Source organism: Clostridium carboxidivorans P7 (assembly GCF_001038625.1).
GTDB lineage: Bacteria > Bacillota > Clostridia > Clostridiales > Clostridiaceae > Clostridium_AM > Clostridium_AM carboxidivorans.
Map to the genome: position 1 here is coordinate 2,451,704 of NZ_CP011803.1, position 17,281 is coordinate 2,468,984.

Annotated in this window: 28 protein-coding genes and 1 pseudogene; 6 read left to right on the plus strand and 23 right to left on the minus strand. The window is 29.1% G+C overall.

Going from position 1 to position 17,281, the window contains the following annotated elements; all coding sequences use genetic code 11:
* Positions 1–82: 82 nt before the first annotated feature.
* From Ccar_RS10605 to Ccar_RS26715, 4 genes are all read left to right on the plus strand, one after another.
* Positions 83–871: a M48 family metallopeptidase gene (locus tag Ccar_RS10605; protein ID WP_007059366.1), complete on the plus strand. Its 789-nt coding sequence runs from the start codon at positions 83–85 to the stop codon at positions 869–871.
* Between the two features lie 74 nt (positions 872–945).
* Positions 946–2,301 carry a S1C family serine protease gene (locus Ccar_RS10610; RefSeq protein ID WP_007064751.1) on the plus strand — a complete coding sequence of 452 codons (1,356 nt, stop codon included), beginning with the start codon at positions 946–948 and terminating at the stop codon, positions 2,299–2,301.
* 18 nt (positions 2,302–2,319) lie between these two features.
* Positions 2,320–3,048 (plus strand): hypothetical protein, encoded by a 729-nt coding sequence (locus tag Ccar_RS10615; protein WP_007059364.1) that lies wholly within the window; start codon positions 2,320–2,322, stop codon positions 3,046–3,048.
* A gap of 98 nt (positions 3,049–3,146) precedes the next feature.
* Positions 3,147–3,320, plus strand: coding sequence for a hypothetical protein (locus Ccar_RS26715; protein WP_007059363.1), 174 nt, complete (start codon positions 3,147–3,149; stop codon positions 3,318–3,320).
* A gap of 7 nt (positions 3,321–3,327) precedes the next feature.
* Here the strand turns inward: Ccar_RS26715 and Ccar_RS27755 are convergent.
* From Ccar_RS27755 to Ccar_RS10720, 22 genes and pseudogenes are all read right to left on the minus strand, one after another.
* Positions 3,328–3,457, minus strand: a pseudogene (locus Ccar_RS27755) (diguanylate cyclase); the annotation flags it as partial.
* A gap of 199 nt (positions 3,458–3,656) precedes the next feature.
* Positions 3,657–4,070 (minus strand): GNAT family N-acetyltransferase, encoded by a 414-nt coding sequence (locus Ccar_RS10620; RefSeq protein ID WP_007059362.1) that lies wholly within the window; start codon positions 4,068–4,070, stop codon positions 3,657–3,659.
* Between the two features lie 65 nt (positions 4,071–4,135).
* On the minus strand, positions 4,136–4,492 hold the full coding sequence (locus Ccar_RS10625; RefSeq protein ID WP_007059361.1) for an MmcQ/YjbR family DNA-binding protein: 357 nt from the start codon (positions 4,490–4,492) through the stop codon (positions 4,136–4,138).
* Positions 4,493–4,568: 76 nt separating this feature from the next.
* Positions 4,569–4,823 (minus strand): CPCC family cysteine-rich protein, encoded by a 255-nt coding sequence (locus Ccar_RS10630; protein ID WP_007059360.1) that lies wholly within the window; start codon positions 4,821–4,823, stop codon positions 4,569–4,571.
* Positions 4,824–5,023: 200 nt separating this feature from the next.
* The gene (locus Ccar_RS27565; RefSeq protein WP_007059359.1) at positions 5,024–5,842 is read right to left on the minus strand and encodes a methyl-accepting chemotaxis protein; all 819 of its coding nucleotides are present in this window, start codon (positions 5,840–5,842) and stop codon (positions 5,024–5,026) included.
* 155 nt (positions 5,843–5,997) lie between these two features.
* Positions 5,998–6,516, minus strand: a complete 519-nt coding sequence (locus tag Ccar_RS10640) for a GNAT family N-acetyltransferase (RefSeq protein WP_007059358.1) — start codon at positions 6,514–6,516, stop codon at positions 5,998–6,000.
* A 38-nt stretch (positions 6,517–6,554) separates the two neighbouring features.
* A complete protein-coding gene (locus tag Ccar_RS10645) occupies positions 6,555–6,875 on the minus strand; it encodes a TfoX/Sxy family protein (RefSeq protein ID WP_007059357.1) in 321 nt (106 codons plus the stop codon).
* A 20-nt stretch (positions 6,876–6,895) separates the two neighbouring features.
* Entirely contained in the window at positions 6,896–7,318 is a 423-nt protein-coding gene (locus Ccar_RS10650) for a VOC family protein (protein WP_007059356.1), read from the minus strand.
* A 96-nt stretch (positions 7,319–7,414) separates the two neighbouring features.
* Positions 7,415–7,798: a VOC family protein gene (locus Ccar_RS10655; protein WP_007059355.1), complete on the minus strand. Its 384-nt coding sequence runs from the start codon at positions 7,796–7,798 to the stop codon at positions 7,415–7,417.
* 66 nt (positions 7,799–7,864) lie between these two features.
* Complete coding sequence (locus tag Ccar_RS10660) at positions 7,865–8,452, minus strand: sugar O-acetyltransferase (RefSeq protein ID WP_007059354.1); 588 nt, start codon at positions 8,450–8,452, stop codon at positions 7,865–7,867.
* Between the two features lie 57 nt (positions 8,453–8,509).
* Positions 8,510–8,767 (minus strand): DUF3795 domain-containing protein, encoded by a 258-nt coding sequence (locus Ccar_RS10665; protein WP_007059353.1) that lies wholly within the window; start codon positions 8,765–8,767, stop codon positions 8,510–8,512.
* 14 nt (positions 8,768–8,781) lie between these two features.
* Complete coding sequence (locus Ccar_RS10670; RefSeq protein WP_007059352.1) at positions 8,782–9,039, minus strand: TfoX/Sxy family protein; 258 nt, start codon at positions 9,037–9,039, stop codon at positions 8,782–8,784.
* 303 nt (positions 9,040–9,342) lie between these two features.
* Entirely contained in the window at positions 9,343–9,819 is a 477-nt protein-coding gene (locus Ccar_RS10675; protein WP_007059351.1) for a GNAT family N-acetyltransferase, read from the minus strand.
* 380 nt (positions 9,820–10,199) lie between these two features.
* Complete coding sequence (locus tag Ccar_RS10680; RefSeq protein ID WP_007059350.1) at positions 10,200–10,784, minus strand: DJ-1/PfpI family protein; 585 nt, start codon at positions 10,782–10,784, stop codon at positions 10,200–10,202.
* Positions 10,785–10,941: 157 nt separating this feature from the next.
* Entirely contained in the window at positions 10,942–11,559 is a 618-nt protein-coding gene (locus tag Ccar_RS10685; protein WP_007059349.1) for a GNAT family N-acetyltransferase, read from the minus strand.
* Positions 11,560–11,625: 66 nt separating this feature from the next.
* Positions 11,626–12,129: a GNAT family N-acetyltransferase gene (locus Ccar_RS10690; protein WP_007059348.1), complete on the minus strand. Its 504-nt coding sequence runs from the start codon at positions 12,127–12,129 to the stop codon at positions 11,626–11,628.
* Positions 12,130–12,452: 323 nt separating this feature from the next.
* On the minus strand, positions 12,453–13,223 hold the full coding sequence (locus tag Ccar_RS10695; protein WP_007059347.1) for a hypothetical protein: 771 nt from the start codon (positions 13,221–13,223) through the stop codon (positions 12,453–12,455).
* A gap of 117 nt (positions 13,224–13,340) precedes the next feature.
* A complete protein-coding gene (locus tag Ccar_RS27390) occupies positions 13,341–13,577 on the minus strand; it encodes a hypothetical protein (protein WP_332870124.1) in 237 nt (78 codons plus the stop codon).
* A gap of 6 nt (positions 13,578–13,583) precedes the next feature.
* Positions 13,584–13,766, minus strand: a complete 183-nt coding sequence (locus Ccar_RS27395; protein ID WP_007059345.1) for a diaminopimelate epimerase — start codon at positions 13,764–13,766, stop codon at positions 13,584–13,586.
* The gene (locus Ccar_RS27400; RefSeq protein ID WP_007059344.1) at positions 13,763–13,987 is read right to left on the minus strand and encodes a hypothetical protein; all 225 of its coding nucleotides are present in this window, start codon (positions 13,985–13,987) and stop codon (positions 13,763–13,765) included. The genes Ccar_RS27395 and Ccar_RS27400 overlap by 4 nt, the downstream gene beginning before the upstream one ends.
* A gap of 42 nt (positions 13,988–14,029) precedes the next feature.
* On the minus strand, positions 14,030–14,662 hold the full coding sequence (locus Ccar_RS10715) for an RpiB/LacA/LacB family sugar-phosphate isomerase (RefSeq protein WP_007059343.1): 633 nt from the start codon (positions 14,660–14,662) through the stop codon (positions 14,030–14,032).
* Positions 14,663–14,902: 240 nt separating this feature from the next.
* Positions 14,903–15,829, minus strand: a complete 927-nt coding sequence (locus Ccar_RS10720) for a DUF2935 domain-containing protein (RefSeq protein WP_007059342.1) — start codon at positions 15,827–15,829, stop codon at positions 14,903–14,905.
* Between the two features lie 189 nt (positions 15,830–16,018).
* On the opposite strand from Ccar_RS10720, the gene Ccar_RS10725 reads away from it, so the two are divergent.
* A complete protein-coding gene (locus tag Ccar_RS10725; protein ID WP_007059341.1) occupies positions 16,019–16,348 on the plus strand; it encodes a hypothetical protein in 330 nt (109 codons plus the stop codon).
* Between the two features lie 74 nt (positions 16,349–16,422).
* On the opposite strand, the gene Ccar_RS10730 is transcribed toward Ccar_RS10725, so the two are convergent.
* On the minus strand, positions 16,423–16,614 hold the full coding sequence (locus Ccar_RS10730; RefSeq protein ID WP_007064754.1) for a hypothetical protein: 192 nt from the start codon (positions 16,612–16,614) through the stop codon (positions 16,423–16,425).
* A 211-nt stretch (positions 16,615–16,825) separates the two neighbouring features.
* Between Ccar_RS10730 and Ccar_RS10735 the strand changes: the two genes are divergently transcribed.
* Positions 16,826–17,266: a hypothetical protein gene (locus Ccar_RS10735; RefSeq protein ID WP_007059339.1), complete on the plus strand. Its 441-nt coding sequence runs from the start codon at positions 16,826–16,828 to the stop codon at positions 17,264–17,266.
* Positions 17,267–17,281 lie beyond the last annotated feature (15 nt).

The window sequence follows — 17,281 nt, forward strand, 5'->3', positions numbered from 1 at the left end:
AGGCAGCTGTCAAATCTTTAAAATTTATAAATTGATTAAGTTTTTAAGCAACATATATTCTAATATTTTTAGGAGGTTTTTAATGAATTCTTTAATTAATAAAAAGGAAAAACTATACTTCGCACTATGCTGCATATTTAGTGCACTTATATACTTATGTATCATAATGGCTCTTATTGCAGGTGAAGAAGATATCACACTAGAATATTCACCAACTTCTATTTTTGTGGTTTATTTAATAATAGGACTACTGATATTTTTATTCACAAGAGGTATTTTTATTGGATCACTTAAGGGTAATTCCATAAAGGTTTCTCAAACACAATTTCCTGAGTTATATAATACAGCTATTGATTTTTGTAAAAAAATGTCCATGCCTCTTCCTGACATTTATATAATGCAGTCAGGCGGAATTATTAATTCTTTTGTAACAAAATTTTTAGGAAGAAATTTTGCTGTTATTTATTCAGATGTGCTTGAATTAGCTTATGAAGATGGTCAAAATGCTGTTAATTTTGTTGTTGCTCATGAATTAGCTCATATAAAAAGAGGTCACTTAAAATGGCGCTGGCTAATTTTGCCATCATCAATTGTTCCTTTATTAAGAAAGGCTTACTCACGTGCTTGTGAGTATACTGCAGATAGCTTTGCAGCCAACCTGCAACCTGATGGAGCCGTAAATGGACTATTATTCTTAGCAGCTGGCAAAAAACTATATAAAAAAGTAAATGTAGAAGAATTTGAAAGACAAGCTTTTGAACAAACTGGTTTTTGGGTTTGGTTATCTGAAAGACATTCAAGTCATCCAAACTTAACCAAAAGAGTTAGTGCTATAAAAAACTGTAGTTCAAAGGATAACTTTAATTATTAACAAGCTGTAAGTAACAATATATAAACATAACAGTTTCTAGGTACAATTTAAAATAATAGAAAAAGGAGATTACTATGTTTAAAAAAAAAGCAATAAATATTTTGATATGTTTATTGATAATATCAATTTTATCAGGATGTTCAGGCAAGATAAGTAATAATAGTCCAAACGCATCTAGTTCTTCAGCAGATAATAAAATTGCCTTAATGTCATCTAAAATAGATGATCAAAGCAAAAGCTCTAATTATGATACAGAAAAGAAAAAGGTAAAAGATTTTCTGGATAATTATTTTAAAAAATATTATGAGTGGGGCTTTAATAATGCACCTACAAGTACATTAGACGAATTATATGTAAAAGATGCTATGCCCGCAGATATAATATCATTTGAATATATGGTTGGTAAGTATAAAGGTAACGTAAAAGATTATGATTTTGATATAGCAAAAGTTAATACTCAAGATGGAAAGATAACTTCACTGCTTGCTAAAGTCAATATGAATATTAATCTAACCTTACCAAATACTACTCAAAGCAAAGATCTTAAATTCTTATATGCAATGGAACTTATACCATATAAAGATACTTATAAGGTAAAGAGTTTTTACATTGATGCAAAAGACAATATAAAAAAGCAGCAGCAGAAAATTGAAGAAAAGCAAAATGGATATAATGATAAGACTAAGGCAAAGGATACAGTAACTGATTTTACTCCTAAAGATTCAAGCAAAATCTATGGTAATACTGGATCCAATACTGAAAAAACACTTGAGGAAATAATACAAGAAAACGATCCAAAAACAGTTGCTTTATTAGTACCAAATGGTGATAACAAATATGCTATAGGTAGTGGATTTTTTATAGCTCCTGGTATAATTGCAACAAATTATCATGTAATAAATGGCGGTTGCAATGCATTAATTAGAACAAATGATGCAAAAATTTATGAAGCAGAAGGCATTGTTGCAGCTAATAAAACAGTAGATATAGCTATTATTAAGTTAAAGCAAAAGATAGGACAACCCGTTCAATTGGGAGATGTATCAAAACTTAAAAAAGGCGAAAAAGCTACTGCAATAGGTAGTCCTAAGGGATTGTTTAATACTGTATCTACAGGAATAATATCAAACTTTTGGAATGATGGAAAAGCAAAGCAAATACAAATCTCAATTCCAATAACTCATGGTAATTCTGGTGGACCTTTATTTAATTCCAAAGGTGAAGTTGTAGGGTTAACTACTTCTGGAATAGAGGCAGAAGGAGAATTGAATTTTGCAGTTTCAATTGAACATATTTATGATATAGCAGATAAATTAAAGAAAACTGATTTTAATAGCATACCAGCTAAAAAAATATCAGATGTATTTAATAAAAAACCTATGTCCAATTTAAAATCTTTTGGTTCAAAGTTTGGAACTTGGGCTGAATAAATAAGGAGAATGATACTAATGAAAAAATTTCTTTCAATAATTATGACTGTTTTTGTACTAGCAACATTTGCTGGTTGTAAAAAACAAGTAAAAGTAGCCAATCAAGAACAAAGTAAACAGACACAAGAGGATAAAAGTAAAGATAGTACATCCGAAAATAGTAAGCTACCAGGTAAAATAAATGGTATTGATGTAGATGCAATGTTAAAAGATACATTTCCTAATGATCCTGATTATGCTTATAAAGAAAAATCAACTAAAGATTTTATTACTAAAGGTGAAGATATAAAGAAAATGCTAGGAGATAAATATAAGCAAACAGGAGATGACCAGAAAAACTTTACTAAACAAGGAAAAAAAGCTAAACTAGAGTATAATTTTTATAGAAAAAATTATAAAGATAATTTAAATGAATATAGTTTCTCACTATATTTTAATGATGAAAAAAAATGTAGAGTAATAGATTCACGTAATGAGATAAATGAAAGTGTATCTGAACAAAATGTTAAATTAGATGATATGACAAAAAACATATTAAAAAAGTTCTCTAATAATATACAATATGAAGAAGTTGAAAAGAAAATGAATCAATGTATGGCTTTGGCAAAAGAGAAAAAAAATGATTTTGTAGATGATTTGAAGGTTGATGACCATAGTACCATTACATTTATGAAATATTATGATGAGAAAAGCCAAATTGTAAAAATTACCCTTCATTTTCAAACTGAAGAATATGGCTACAAATAAAAGAAGCTTAGCTTATTTAAATATAGTATAGAAAAAATTTATGTCCCTTGGGAAAATCTAAAATTTCCTCAGGGACATTTAATTTGGAGGCTTTGATTATGCATAAAAACAAACGCAAAAATTTAAATAATACAGCCCTTCTCTTAGGTTTATTCCTAGTACTTACCAATATCGTATATTATTTTAGAATAAGCCGTACTACTTATAGATTACTTAACCTTGCTGATATGATTGCTGTTGCATTTATCCTTTATGTTCAATTTAAGGATTAAAAAATAATTAGATCACCACTTCATCGTAATCATACAATCTTTCTGATTTTCTAATTCTTTTAAAGCCACAATTCTTTCATTCTAAACAACACATTCTTATCTCCAGAAAGTATTTTTTTATAATCCTCATAAATTTTAAATTGTACCTCTGTCCTCCCCTACTCCATAAGAATATATGAAATAGGACTCATTATTATAAATGCAGGTGATAAGTGTAAAAGCACTCCATCCCAACAAGAATAGTTGTGCTTTTTCTAATAATTTATAAGTTCCATAATGAAATTTTCCCAAGATACATTGTCAATACCATTACCATATTGAAATTTATCTTTATTTTTAAAGAGTTTTAGTAAAATAATAGCGTTTTCCTGTAACAGGATAGTTTTCTAATGCAAACACTTCCTTGTATCCATGCTTTTTATAAAATTCAGGTGCTTGAAAACTAAAGGTATCTAAAAATGAATACTTACAACCACGCTCTTTCGCTGTTTTTTCTGCCTGATTTAAAATATCACTTCCTATATTACGTCTTCTTAATTCTTCACTTACCCATAGAAATTTTACAAACAACCAATTGCCATGTGTATTTCCAATTAGTCCAGCAACTTTCTTTCCTGTTTCATCTTGTAAATAAACCCCTAAATCCTTTGGGTTTTTATCTTCAATTCTCTCTAAATTATATTTTAATAAACCTTGAAAAATAATCTCCTCATCTTGCTCTTTAATTTCATCAGTAATCTCAATTTCCATTTATACCCCCAATTTATTTTTTGAGTACTCTCTGAAACTCTATAATGTTCCAATTTGCTCAATTTCTATTTTGTCAAATCATAACTCAAATTAATTAAATTGTAGATTTCTTCTTTAGGAAAAGAACTATTCAAAACAATTGTAATCCAGTGTTCCTTATTCATATGGTATGCAGGCAAAATTCCTTGTTGACCTCTTAGTATGCTTTTTAACATTGGATCACATTTTAAGTTTAATATCTCAACACTCCCTTTTCCGGTTAAACCCAATTTAATTCTTGGTACATACATGATTAGTCCATACCATTTGCCGCCATCCTCATGTCTAAACACCACATGATCTGGATATTTAAACCAAGGATATTCTGGTTCTGTACAAAACTTTTCCTTTACATAAGTAAAAACTTCTTCTCTTTCTATCATAAAAATGCCTCCTGAAATTACTATTTATCCTGTTTAACCTTAAGTAATATTGAAATTTAATATTGCCCTTATAATATTACCAATCAATTCCTATTAACTCCTCTGGCTTAGGTTTTCTTACGTGAACAACCATTTCTTGTTCACATGCTCCAAACTTTAAAAAATTCTTTTGTGCTTGGATTAAACTAACATGATTAGCTCCACCCTCATATGTTGAATCCTTCAGCTGAATTGGATCATCCTCCCAAAAGCATACTTCGCATATATCATAATTTCCATTAGGCTTTTCAGCAAATGTATAGTAACCACAACATGGGCATTTATATTTCATAACTAACTAATCTCCTTCGAATTATAATACTCTGTAATTTAACCTTGAATACTGCAGTGATCTGGCTATTTCATTTTTTATTATTGGTGTTAGTATAATATTATAGACATAATATTAGGAATACGACGAAAAAACACTGTAAAACTCAAATTTTCAAATAGCACAGTGTTTTTATGAATTATGTATTAAAATTATAAATATTATACAATTTTGGACACATTTGCCAGTGTTTCAGAGTTTGAAGTAATCTCTTGTAATGCAGCAGATATTTGTTCAGTGGCTGAAGCTTGTGATTCTGCAATCGCCCCTGTGTTATTAATTTCTTTAACAACTTCATCTATGGACTTTCTCATTTCAAGAAGTATTTGTGATATTTTACTTGCTGATTGACCACTCATTTGTGAGAGTTTTCGCATTTCATCTGCAACAACTGAAAAGCCTCTTCCTGCTTCCCCAGCCCTTGCTGCTTCGATAGCTGCATTTAAAGCTAATAGATTAGATTGAGAAGAAATGCTTGCAATAAGATTTAAGATTCCATCTGTCTCTTTTATGTTTTGTTCTGTTGATTTAGTAGAATTTATAATATTATTCATTGATAATGAGAGGTTTTGTGAATTAGCAGCAACTTCTTCCACACTTGCATTTGTTTGTTGTAATGAACTAAATATATTTTCAGATACTTCTTCTACTTTTAATTGTTTAGTTAAACTTTTTCCTATACCAACGCCGCCAATAACCTTTCCTTGTGAATCTTTAATTGGATATGTAACAGCTTTGAATGGTACACCATGTACTTCCTTTGGAACTATCTCATTGTATATTTTACCACTTTGAATTGTTTTATATATTGGTTGATCAGGAGTTAACTTTTGTCCAATTTTAAGCCTCATATCAATGGTATCACCAGCACGATAATATAGAATACTAGTTGTATCTGCTACAATTACTACCAAATCCTCCTGCATCACATCTTTTAACACTGGCATAATTTCTAAAAATGATTCAAGTATTTTTTCCATGTTTTATACGCCTCCAACTTATATTTACATTTAAAGTATTTATTCGGTAATCTATTTAAATTTTCCTTCTTTTTCAACATATTTCAAAAAATAACTATATCATGTTTACATGATATAGTTTTACTTTTTAACACCACATTATTTGGGATTTGATACTATAATGGTTTTTCAAAACATTTTAAATTTTCCCATATGACATTTTGAAAATGGAATTTTGTCGTACCTACATAAAGGTATCCAATCTTGGGATATAGAGTTCCAGCTGGAATATTGCCTTCATAAGTATCAAGGCGAATAACTTTATATCCTTGGTCCTTGGCATATTTCTCACTAAATTCCATCATTATTCTTGCTTTACCTTTACCACTTTCAGAAGGTCGAATACACAAAGTGTGAATGACCATAACTTCACTTGGTTTGGCCTTTGTAACCCACGAAATGTTGCCATATTCTTTGGGTTGAATACTATTAAGCACTACACAGCCAAATATTCCATTTTCATTTTCTCCAACAAACATTGTATTATTACGAATAGCATTTTTAGCATAATCAACTGTTGGATAAAGCCCTTTTTTCCAATTTGTATAAGACACTGTTTGTTCTTCATAATCCAAAATCTCGTTATATATTTTTTCTATTTCCAAAATATCCTCTATTGTAGCAATCCTAATCATAGTTTTCACCTCTACAAATTCAAATTGAAATTTCAAAATTACTTTTTCTTTTTTGCTTTTGGCATAGGAAGTTCTTCATACATCTCTGTAATCAGTTGATATAGCAGTTCCTTGTTGTCAACATTCTCAACCAAAAGCATTGGTTTGGCACCATCATAAGGCAATTCCTCGATTGCCTCTAACATCAACCGCCTGCTTGCTTTGGTTATCTTAACCAAAAAACGGTCATCATATATTCCTCCAAAAATCTTTCCTCGAAAATATAAAATATATTCTCCCATCATTTTTCTGAAAGAAACATTATCTAATGTGTCTAATTGCCCAATAATAAAATCTAAATATTCTTGACTAGAAGCCATATCTTATCCTCTCTTCAAATTTATTTTATTCTTTTGAACATTGGATGGTTTTCATTGAATTGAACCAAATCCCATAGGTTTCCATATAAATCTTTAAATACTGCAACCGTTCCATAATCCTGTTCTTTAGGTTCTCTAACAAATTCTATTCCTATTTTTCTCATTTCATTATAATCACGCCAAAAATCATCAGTTCCTAAGAAAAGAAATACTCTTCCCCCTGCTTGATTTCCTATGAAAGGCTTTTGCTCCGGCTTAGATGCTCTTGCAAGTAATATTGTTGTTCCATTTGAACCTGGTGGAGATACTACCACCCATCTTTTTTCTTGCTCAGGTTGATAGGTATCTTCTATTAATGTAAAATGAAGTTTCTTTGTGTAAAACTCGATTGCTTCATCATAATCTTCTACTACTAAAGCAATATGTACAACTGATTGAATCATTATTTTCCCCCTTGTTATATTAAAATTAGTAATTGTGTATCATATCTGTATTCCAACATGATCTTTTCTTCCTAAACTTACTATTTAACCTTAAATTTACACTGTTATCTCAATTTGGTTTCCCTCTATACCAATTATACAGCTTTCGTAATATCCATCACCAGTAGTTCTTGGTCCACTAATCACTTTATATCCATCTTTTTTAAGTTTTTCTGTGAGTTTATCAACTTTTTCTTTACTTCCAACACTAAAAGCAATATGAATAAGGCCAGTGCGTGTCAAAGTTTTATCTATATCTTCCATATTGGGTTTATTCATAATTTCCAAACGTGCGCCATCCTCAAATGTTAAAAAATAAGATTTAAAGCCAGTATTGTTATTATGGTATCCATCATTTGACTTTGCATTCAAGTAAGAAATAAAGAAATCTTTTGTGTTTTCCAAGTCATTTACATACATTGCAACATGTTCAATTCTCATGACCTTACCTCCTACAAATTCTGTTTTTTGTTTAAATTATATAAATCTTTTTCTTAAGTTTCAGGGTTACTGATCTGACAAGTTAATTATATCTTCTTCTGTAATCTCTCTTAATACTTTGCAAGGATTACCTACTGCAATTACCCCTGCTGGTATATCCTTATTTACCACGCTTCCTGCTCCAATAATGCTGCCTTTTCCAATAGTAACTCCACCACATACAACAGCATTTGCACCAATCCATACATCATCTTCTATTGTAATAGGCTTCGAAGTTCCAATTCCTTCTGCTCTTTGTGTTGGAACTATAGCATGTCCAGCGCATGCTAAACAAACTCCGGGAGCTATAAATGCATTTGCACCAATATTTACTGGCGATGTATCTAATATCACACAATTATGGTTAATCAAAGTAAATCCATGAGTATGTATATTGAAGCCATAATCACAATGAAATGATGGTTCAATAAATGTTAGTGGATTACAAGTTCCAAGTAATTCCTTTAAAATACTGCTTCTCTTTTCTTCTTCAGATGGTCCAGTCTGATTATATTTCCAACATAATTCTTTCGCCTTTTGTTGTAATTTTGATTGCTCATCTGTATGTTTTGAAAAATACCCTTTATTTTGTTTCATAATTTCTATAAAATCCATTATCTTATTCCTTTCAAATTGCTATTTATAACACTCAACCCTAAATTGAAATTTGTTTTATTCATTAGCCCATTTTCTACATTGTTGAATTTTTGGCTCTGGATCAAAACCTTCTGCAACTCCCATAGTAGAAAGCATCTCACATGGAAATTCTGAGCATTCTCCACAGTGATTTAAAGCTTTGTCTTCACAACATTTTTTCACACCACATTCTCCACCCCAGAATGGTTTTTCCATATTGATGCACCCTTTGCAATTCACTTTTTCTCTTCTTTCACACTTATTACAACATACTCCACATCGTGATTCAAACATAACCTTCCCTCCAATTACTTCTTATGTAAATTATAAAATTCTTTTAGTTCTGCCTTACGTTTATCTGTCAGTAATGTCTTCTTAACTCCCTGCAGTGCACCTTCTAATGCTAATAATCTATGTATGCAAGCAGATTCATCAATTTCTTGTATTCTAATCCATGCCTTTTCAGCTCCCAAACATTTCAATTCCTCATATGTGGTTATACCAACTTGATTCAACTGCCTTTCAACTTCTTTACCTATGTTGAATAACTTTGATAATTCGCCCATTATATCGCCTCACTAAATTTACTATTTATCTTTCAATTAACTATAACATATTTCATAAATATTGTAATGATTTCCAAACATCATGTGTGCATTATAGTTTTACAGTATATACAATCTTTGTATTGCGACGTAAAAACACCACAAAATTCAAATTTGAATAATGCAGTGTTCTGGTATATCGTTCATTTTTTCAGTTGTTACATTACATAAGAATTTGGTGTGAATTATGTTCATCAACTTTATTTATACATGTTATTATTTTTAAACACTTCATTATTCAATTGTAAAATAACATGTATATATCTAGCTTAAATAATTAACCATAATATATTCTTCTATATTTTCATTTATAACCTGGAATCCAACAGATATATACATTTTCAATGCATAGTTATCTTTTTGTACTGCCAGAGATGCCTTTTTATAACCATTGTTTCTCAAATATTTTATCATCTCTTTCATCAAATCAGTTCCTATTCCATATCCACGAAATTCTTTAAAAAGCGAAATTGAAAATTCCGGTGTTTCATCATCAATATTCCCATATCCAACAATATTTCTTATCCAAACAGCACCTACTATCTTTTTATCCACCTCTGCACATAAACAATAATCATCTTTCTTTTTTCCGAAATCTTCAATGTAAACTTTCAAGGCAGGTTCATTTATTATGGTTTTGGGTAATAAATTTGTTTCATCTCTTTGAAAAATAGCCTCATACAAAAAATCTTTGAGAAATGGATATTCAAATGCTTTCATTTTCCGAATTATATAATCCATAATACCCCTCTATTCAAAAGTCAATAAATACGAAAAATCCGTATTACCTGTTATATCTATAAAGTAGAATCAACATAGTTACTACAATTAGTAAAAAATAATAGCCAGTCTTATTTTTATGCCTAATTTCTCTTATTCCTAAATTTAAAAACATAAGAATCAAAAATATATTTGATACTATAGTAATATATTTGCTCGAGGATTGAGATATAAATCCATATAAATTTATAAAAATGACTATTATACTAGCTAGAAAAATCTTCATCTTATAACACAAGAACTAACCAATACTTTCATAATTATGTTCATTCCTTCAACAATTGATTATATGTATAATTTTTACTCCTCAGTTAATTACAATTAATGATACTTCTTAAAATTTATCTTGCAAATATATCATTTGTGCAATCATCATTCCATATATATTCAATATCATTAGCAATTTTTATAGCTTTATCTTTACCAAATCTATCTGAAATGAAGCCCAATGTCATATCAATTCCAGCTGAAATACCCGATGAGGTATAATACTTTCCATCAGCAACCCAACGTGCTTTTTCTATCCAATTTACTTGATCACTTACTGATTTTACCCATTCTAAGGCTTGTTTATTAGATGTAGCTTTTTTATTCTTTAAAACTCCACACTTCGCTAATGCTGCTGAACCAGTACAGATAGATAAACAATATGTAGATTTCTCTGCAATTAATTTCAATTTATCTAAAAAACATGTATTATTAACTAATTCTCTTGTACCCATTCCTCCTGGAATAACTAATATGCCACTTTCATCTGCTGAATTAATAGGCTCAGTTACAATTTTAAGCTTTTGTGCATTAGTAATAATACCTCCACCTTCTGAATAATAATGTATTTGATAGTCTTCTATTTGTCCTAGTATTTCTACTGGTCCAAATATATCTAGAGTCTCAAAATTATTAAATAGTAAAATATTAATATTCATTTATTTTTCATCTCCATTTAGTTGTTCTATAAATTGTTCAGTTTTTTCGTTAAATCTAAAAATAAGCTTCACTCTCTAACAAATAATATGGTTATTGAAAATATACCACAATATCTACATATTTTCATTACCTTATAGAAAGCATGATTATAAATATTTAATCAGGATATTTTATAAAACAATATTGACTCAAGTCTATACCATCTATTGCTATAGTTTTGACGAGCTTGAAACCAAAATGTTCGTAAATTGGTATATTATCTTGGTTAGTTGATTCTAAAATTATAGGTATATTATGTTCTTTACAATAACTTAGTGTTGGTGTAACCAATTTTCTGAAAACACCTTTACCACGATTTTCATTTGCAACAGCAATTATTTTAATGTAATAATAGTTACCTTTGATAAATTCTTTTTGCCATTTTAAATTAATAACCTTTAAAACATTTTTTATGTTGGATGAATATATCTTAACATCCTTTGTTCCCAAATCGCGAAGCATTCTAGGATTTGACATTAAAGTTAGTAGGAATATTCTAAAACTCTTATAATTCTTTTTTTCATAACCAACTATTACAGAATTAAACTTATCATCTAAGCTAAATACATCTATTGTTTTTTCCCAAATACGTAATTGATTCATAGATAGCTTTTCCAAAAATATTTCTTTATTTTCTATCCCTTTAGTCTCTATAATACTCAAGGGATCATTAATGAAGCAATTTACTAATAATCTAGCTGTGGATTCAATTTGATTTTCATTTATTCTTATCATAACAGCTCCTTTACATACAATAATATTAAAATGTTTTTTTATATTTCCAAATAGACAAATACTTGTCTATAACTTCTTTTCCATAAGATAAAATTTACCTTTTCTCCAATTTGTCTCTCCTACTTTAATGTACCCTTGTTTATAGTACATTTTTAAAGCAAATGGATTTAGTGAAAAAGCATCCAGTCGTATTGTTTCTACTCCTGCACTTTTCAAGCTTCTTTCAATATGATTTAACGTTAATGCTCCTATGCCTTGATTTTGAAATTTAGGATTTACACACATTCTATGAATTACATTATAGGTTGCATTGGGATATTTCCAATTTCCATTAATGTATTGTTCATCACAATGACTATTTATAACATACACACAAACAATTTCACTATCAATCGTTCCAATATAAAGCTGTTTCTCTTTAATATCATTTTCAAGGATATATTTATCTGGATATAATTCATCCCATTGCTGGATATTATGTTTATTCATTTCTTCAATTGCAGCAGAAAATATACTAAATATTTCTTGTAAATTTTTTTCTTCTGCAATATTAAATTCTATCCTTTTCAATTATTTCTCTCCTTTGCAAATCATATATAAATTCTGTTTCTCAGTTAATTACAATTAATGATACTTTTTACTATTTATGTTCTAGTTAATTATAACATACTTAATAAATATCATTATAATTTTTAAACATCATGTATGTATTGTAGCTTTATAATATATACATAATATTTTTGATATATAACACAAAAAACACCACAAAATTCAATTCTGAATGATGCGGTATCCTTAACTATTATTCATTTTTCATTCCTAACTTGCTTAATAAGAAAGTTATAACTCAAACACTACTATCCCAAATATTGCACAGACAATATCTCTAGTTATCATGACTCTCCTGTTTGTTCAATAGCCTTATCAATTCTATTTAAATTTTCAATCACAGCTTCAGCCTGATTTTTCCAAGTATCGTTTTTGTATAAAGTACCAATACAACTTTTTTCGTAATCAATCCTTTTTTGTATATAATAATTCATTCCTTTTGGATATGTTAACTTATTATCATGAACTTTAAGGAGCTTAATTTTTTCAATTTCAGAAAAAAACACCTTTTTATAACCTGCTGCTTGTAATTTAGGTTGTTCACGTGTTACATGTTCCATTCCCATTAGAATTAACACTTTTTTATACCCAATAACACTTTTTAATATATTTTCATTTATATAGTTGTCCCTTACAGGATTAGTTGAACTAGGTTTATTTTTATCGTCCGGAATCCACCAATCAACCCCCTTTACTGGAATACCAAGTTTATTTGCTACTAAATGGCAATAGAGCATTTCAGGAGGACCATCTGCAAAATTACCATTATTCAGTTGCTCAGGTCTACTTTCGATTAAAAGAACATCAGGTTTTAAATTTTCAATAACAGATTTTAAATTTAAATATGAATAGGGTTTTGAATCTAATGAAATTTCATGAGCTGTTCCCAAAAAATAAATTTGTTGGTTATCATTTACGTACTTTCTAAAGTGAGAATCTCTACTATAAATATCATCTATATATTGAAATTTATACATACATATTAAAAGCATTATACAAATACCAACTATACTAATATTTTTTAGTATTCTCAAGACATATTTTATATTATTCAATATAACACCTTCTATAATAAATTATAGTTATGTCTTAACTCTTATAAAAATTATACCATAAAATTCCATATTATTATATAGGTTTGAAAAACAAACTAAAAGCATCCCTATTATACTTTATTTATCTAAATCTTCTATAAGTTCATTACTTAAGGTTCCTTCAGCTATCTGCCTAACTTCCCCAGTCATCTCAATATTCCATGCAGCATCTATTCGTATTAATAATTCTCCGCCAAGCATTTTAATTTTAACTTTTTCATCAACTAAATTCATTCTTCTTAAAACACTTGCTACTGCACAAGAGGAACTACCTGATGCTAATGTAAAACCAGCACCCCTTTCCCATATTAATATTTCTGCCTAACTTCTTGATAAAACTTTTGCAAATTGAACATTAGTTCTATTAGGGAACATGCTGTGATTTTCTATAAATCTTCCATATTCTTTTATTTCATCAATACTTAATTCTTGCTTTAAAATAACGCAGTGAGGATTTCCCATAGAAACACAGTTTATTTCATATTCTCTATTGTTAACCTTCAACTTTTCTCCGCTTCAGAGCCATCTGGATTAAAGATTTTTAACCCAAAATCTGCTTTATTTGATTGTACTTTTAACAAAATTCCATCTGAACCTATTCCAAAATTAACATTACAAATTCTTTTAATTGCCTTTTGTGTCAAACTAAAATTTATCTTTTCTTCATTTAAAACAATATATTCATTCCCTAATCCATGAGTTTTTACAAAATAGTTAGTATTCATTTTTATCTCCTTCATTTATCTTTCATATCCATATATAAAATTTTATTGATATGATTGCAGTAGCTCTTTTAATTCCTTATTTTGTCCATATTTCATAACATAATCATACACAAAATCTCGTTTGACAACCTTCCTCATAAAATCTAAATCTATTTTAGGAATCACCTCTACAAGTTCTCTTTTTGTAATACTATTTATAGTCTTTAACAACTTAGTATCTCTTTGTTTTCTTATTGCATCTTGCTTTGGATACCCAATTCCAAAAGGTTCATCAAATAACTTATCTAATGTACATTGCAAATTAATTTCACCAGCCCATCCAAAATTTAATCCAAGAGGAAATGAAACTGCATTACCATTATTAATTCTTCCAAACAAATATGCATCCGGTGGATTTTCAACATATCCACATAAGACACCTGGTAAACTATTACATGCCAGCATCATTCCTTGTCCAGAAGAACACCCAGTTATCACAAAATCCACTGCCTTACTTTCCAATAAAATACTTATAAGCATTGCCGTTTCAATATAAGAATATTCAATTTCTTCATCTGGAAAAATTCCAAAATTGATAACTTCATATTTCTTATCTTTTACAGTTCTCATTACAGAGTTATATAATAAATTATTCTTAGCTTTCTGCGAACTTGCCTGAATAATTGCAACCTTCATAAAATACACACCTTCAAACTACTATTTTTTTAACATCTTTAGAGTCAATTAATTATTTTAGTTAATTATAACATATTTCACAAACATTATAATGATTCACAAACATCATGTATGTATTATAGTTTTGCAATATATAAATAATATTTTCAAAACATAACACAAAAACATCCCAAAATTCAAATTAATAATGGGATGTTCAATTAAGTAGATTTATTCTATTCATTCTACTTATCACTAAATTTAATCTCTGTTTATATTCTTGTAACCTTTTAATAGCCTGATATAATGATTTGCCTCCCTGACTACATGATCGCCAAGTAAAGGATACGCTATGGATCTAATAGTACAATTTATCAAACCTTCTGTTCCCTGTTTTTTAAAATCTCTAATTCCAACAGTAGTATCTAATGTTCTTTCACTCACCTCAGGCAACAACCCTATATTCTGTGTTAAATCTCGAGCTTCTTGAGTTAACTTATCAAATTTCGTACCATAATCATTAGCTGTATCAAATAACTTAACTTCTGTTGGATCTAATAAGCCACGTATAAATTTTGCATGTTCTGCCATAATTCTATTCCAAAAACCTTCTTGATAAACAGCCTCTCTAACTAAATCTAATTCCTCACGATTTTGTAGCTTAGTTAACATTCTTAAGTAAAACTTAGCTTCTCTTAATACATGATCTATAAGTAATGGATAGTTTGTAGTAAATGTTTTGCAAGTTAGAACATCATTTAATAATCTCGACTTAAATACAGCTATTCTTTTTGCTGCAGCCATTGCTCTATGATTTAACATAGTTACAGTTCTAACAAGTTGGTCGCTGTCATATCTATACTGCACCAAGTTTAGTTCCATTTTAGTAATATTACTATCAATTTTAATTCCCGAATAAAATTCAGTTTGCCTTTCTGAACTTAGAGTTAAATTTGTTACTAATTCTCCAGAGTTTGCTGTTTCAGGACTGATAATTCCTTCAGAAAGTCTAATAGTCTCCATAAGCAATTGAGTAAATTCATTTTTTAACATATCTGCCTGGCAAGCTAATCTATAATCTCTAGATGTTAATCCTGCTTCAAGAAAAATAGCATGCTCCTTTGCAATTCTCATAAAGAATAAATTCAATTCTAGAGATTGTCTAACAAATTCCATATTGGATAACATTATATATACTCCCTTTTATACATACTCATTTTATTTTATTCTGAAAGCATATTACATGTGCAAAAAAACTTTTAACGTAATTACCTTTTACACTAAATTATTCCGTGGAGCTTATTCTAAATATATTAATCACCACTTCTTAATTAACTGCATATAATATAAAGAAAATATTTTGTGTGGAGAGTTAGAATGGATGAATTTTTAACTGAAATGTATCAAGAATTCCCTTATCTAAATGATTTTAGACAACATGGTGGTATGCATCACGGTGGTATGATGCATCATGGCGGTATGCACCATGGTTTCCATCATGGTTTTGGTCACAATTTTGGATATCCTGGTTTTAATTTTGTATACCCTATTTACCAATATCCAATTTATCAATATCCAATTTACCAATATCCTATTTATCAATACCCTATTTATCAATACCCTATTTATGGCTATCCTGGTTTTGGTCATGGCTTCCATCATGGCTTTGGCGGTCACGGCGGTCACGGCGGTCATAGAATTTATTAGTATCAGATACAGCCAAAATACATTTAAGAACATGCCACATCATTTAACTATTAATGATGTGGCCTATTATGCATTTACTCACCCCAAAAATATTGAAACAGAGTATCATTCCATTCCAATATCATGCAACAAGCATTATCATCTGAAACTTGTCCTATGCAAAAGTTATCTTCATTGTTGCCGATCATTAACTTTTTTCTTGTAAAGTACCCGTCTTTCCAAACATTTAATCCAACTGAACGTCCCCATTTTCTTACTTCTTTCATTATATTAAATTTCACCAATATCATAATAATTTCCAAGCACCACATATGTATTATAGTTTTACAATGTGTACATAATATATTTGTTATCTACACTAAATAAAATATCAAAATATAATTAATTTCTTATAGACAATTTTTTAAAAATAAATAATTACAAAATTAACATACTATAAATTATTGATCTAAGTACTACTTATAGAGGTGTGTTTTTATGATTTTAAATATTATATTAGGTTTTATTATTCCCTGGGTAATTGTCTTAATTATTGTTCGTGAACGTAAGATTATATATTACCTTGCTCCCTTTGCTAGTGTTCTATCATTTATAGTTAACGATTTAGGGTTCTACTATTTTTGGAACCTATACCCGTTTAGACTTGTTAACCTTTCAGGAGTACCATTTAATATAGGATTGTTTTGCATTTATCCATGTATTAGTATTGAACTTATGAGAAAGTATGATGTTAGTGCCTACATTGTCTTGCCTATAACAAGTTTAATAATAGCATTATTTGAGGGATGTGGAGTATTGATTGGTAGAGTAGTTTATTATAATCATTGGAACATAGTTGCAACATACATTTCATACTTTATTTCACTACTTATATCCTACACATTCTATAAAGTTTTAAAAAGAAAAAATCTTATTTAAGTCATTACATCTTCA

What these genes read in the sequence shown, in the direction of transcription:
- Ccar_RS10665 (WP_007059353.1), bottom strand. Translation starts at nt 8,767, where the DNA reads ATGTTTGAATCACGATGTGGAGTATGTTGTAATAAGTGTGAAAGAAGA.
- Ccar_RS10725 (WP_007059341.1), top strand. Translation starts at nt 16,019, where the DNA reads ATGGATGAATTTTTAACTGAAATGTATCAAGAATTCCCTTATCTAAAT.
- Ccar_RS26715 (WP_007059363.1), top strand. Translation starts at nt 3,147, where the DNA reads ATGCATAAAAACAAACGCAAAAATTTAAATAATACAGCCCTTCTCTTA.
- Ccar_RS10630 (WP_007059360.1), bottom strand. Translation starts at nt 4,823, where the DNA reads ATGAAATATAAATGCCCATGTTGTGGTTACTATACATTTGCTGAAAAG.
- Ccar_RS27565 (WP_007059359.1), bottom strand. Translation starts at nt 5,842, where the DNA reads ATGGAAAAAATACTTGAATCATTTTTAGAAATTATGCCAGTGTTAAAA.
- Ccar_RS10685 (WP_007059349.1), bottom strand. Translation starts at nt 11,559, where the DNA reads ATGATAAGAATAAATGAAAATCAAATTGAATCCACAGCTAGATTATTA.
- Ccar_RS10720 (WP_007059342.1), bottom strand. Translation starts at nt 15,829, where the DNA reads ATGTTATCCAATATGGAATTTGTTAGACAATCTCTAGAATTGAATTTA.
- Ccar_RS10620 (WP_007059362.1), bottom strand. Translation starts at nt 4,070, where the DNA reads ATGGAAATTGAGATTACTGATGAAATTAAAGAGCAAGATGAGGAGATT.
- Ccar_RS10680 (WP_007059350.1), bottom strand. Translation starts at nt 10,784, where the DNA reads ATGAATATTAATATTTTACTATTTAATAATTTTGAGACTCTAGATATA.
- Ccar_RS10610 (WP_007064751.1), top strand. Translation starts at nt 946, where the DNA reads ATGTTTAAAAAAAAAGCAATAAATATTTTGATATGTTTATTGATAATA.
- Ccar_RS10645 (WP_007059357.1), bottom strand. Translation starts at nt 6,875, where the DNA reads ATGGCTTCTAGTCAAGAATATTTAGATTTTATTATTGGGCAATTAGAC.
- Ccar_RS10650 (WP_007059356.1), bottom strand. Translation starts at nt 7,318, where the DNA reads ATGATTCAATCAGTTGTACATATTGCTTTAGTAGTAGAAGATTATGAT.
- Ccar_RS10625 (WP_007059361.1), bottom strand. Translation starts at nt 4,492, where the DNA reads ATGATAGAAAGAGAAGAAGTTTTTACTTATGTAAAGGAAAAGTTTTGT.
- Ccar_RS10715 (WP_007059343.1), bottom strand. Translation starts at nt 14,662, where the DNA reads ATGAAGGTTGCAATTATTCAGGCAAGTTCGCAGAAAGCTAAGAATAAT.
- Ccar_RS10675 (WP_007059351.1), bottom strand. Translation starts at nt 9,819, where the DNA reads ATGGATTATATAATTCGGAAAATGAAAGCATTTGAATATCCATTTCTC.
- Ccar_RS10735 (WP_007059339.1), top strand. Translation starts at nt 16,826, where the DNA reads ATGATTTTAAATATTATATTAGGTTTTATTATTCCCTGGGTAATTGTC.
- Ccar_RS27400 (WP_007059344.1), bottom strand. Translation starts at nt 13,987, where the DNA reads ATGAATACTAACTATTTTGTAAAAACTCATGGATTAGGGAATGAATAT.
- Ccar_RS10730 (WP_007064754.1), bottom strand. Translation starts at nt 16,614, where the DNA reads ATGAAAGAAGTAAGAAAATGGGGACGTTCAGTTGGATTAAATGTTTGG.
- Ccar_RS10640 (WP_007059358.1), bottom strand. Translation starts at nt 6,516, where the DNA reads ATGATTAGGATTGCTACAATAGAGGATATTTTGGAAATAGAAAAAATA.
- Ccar_RS10615 (WP_007059364.1), top strand. Translation starts at nt 2,320, where the DNA reads ATGAAAAAATTTCTTTCAATAATTATGACTGTTTTTGTACTAGCAACA.
- Ccar_RS10670 (WP_007059352.1), bottom strand. Translation starts at nt 9,039, where the DNA reads ATGGGCGAATTATCAAAGTTATTCAACATAGGTAAAGAAGTTGAAAGG.
- Ccar_RS10605 (WP_007059366.1), top strand. Translation starts at nt 83, where the DNA reads ATGAATTCTTTAATTAATAAAAAGGAAAAACTATACTTCGCACTATGC.
- Ccar_RS10655 (WP_007059355.1), bottom strand. Translation starts at nt 7,798, where the DNA reads ATGAGAATTGAACATGTTGCAATGTATGTAAATGACTTGGAAAACACA.
- Ccar_RS10660 (WP_007059354.1), bottom strand. Translation starts at nt 8,452, where the DNA reads ATGGATTTTATAGAAATTATGAAACAAAATAAAGGGTATTTTTCAAAA.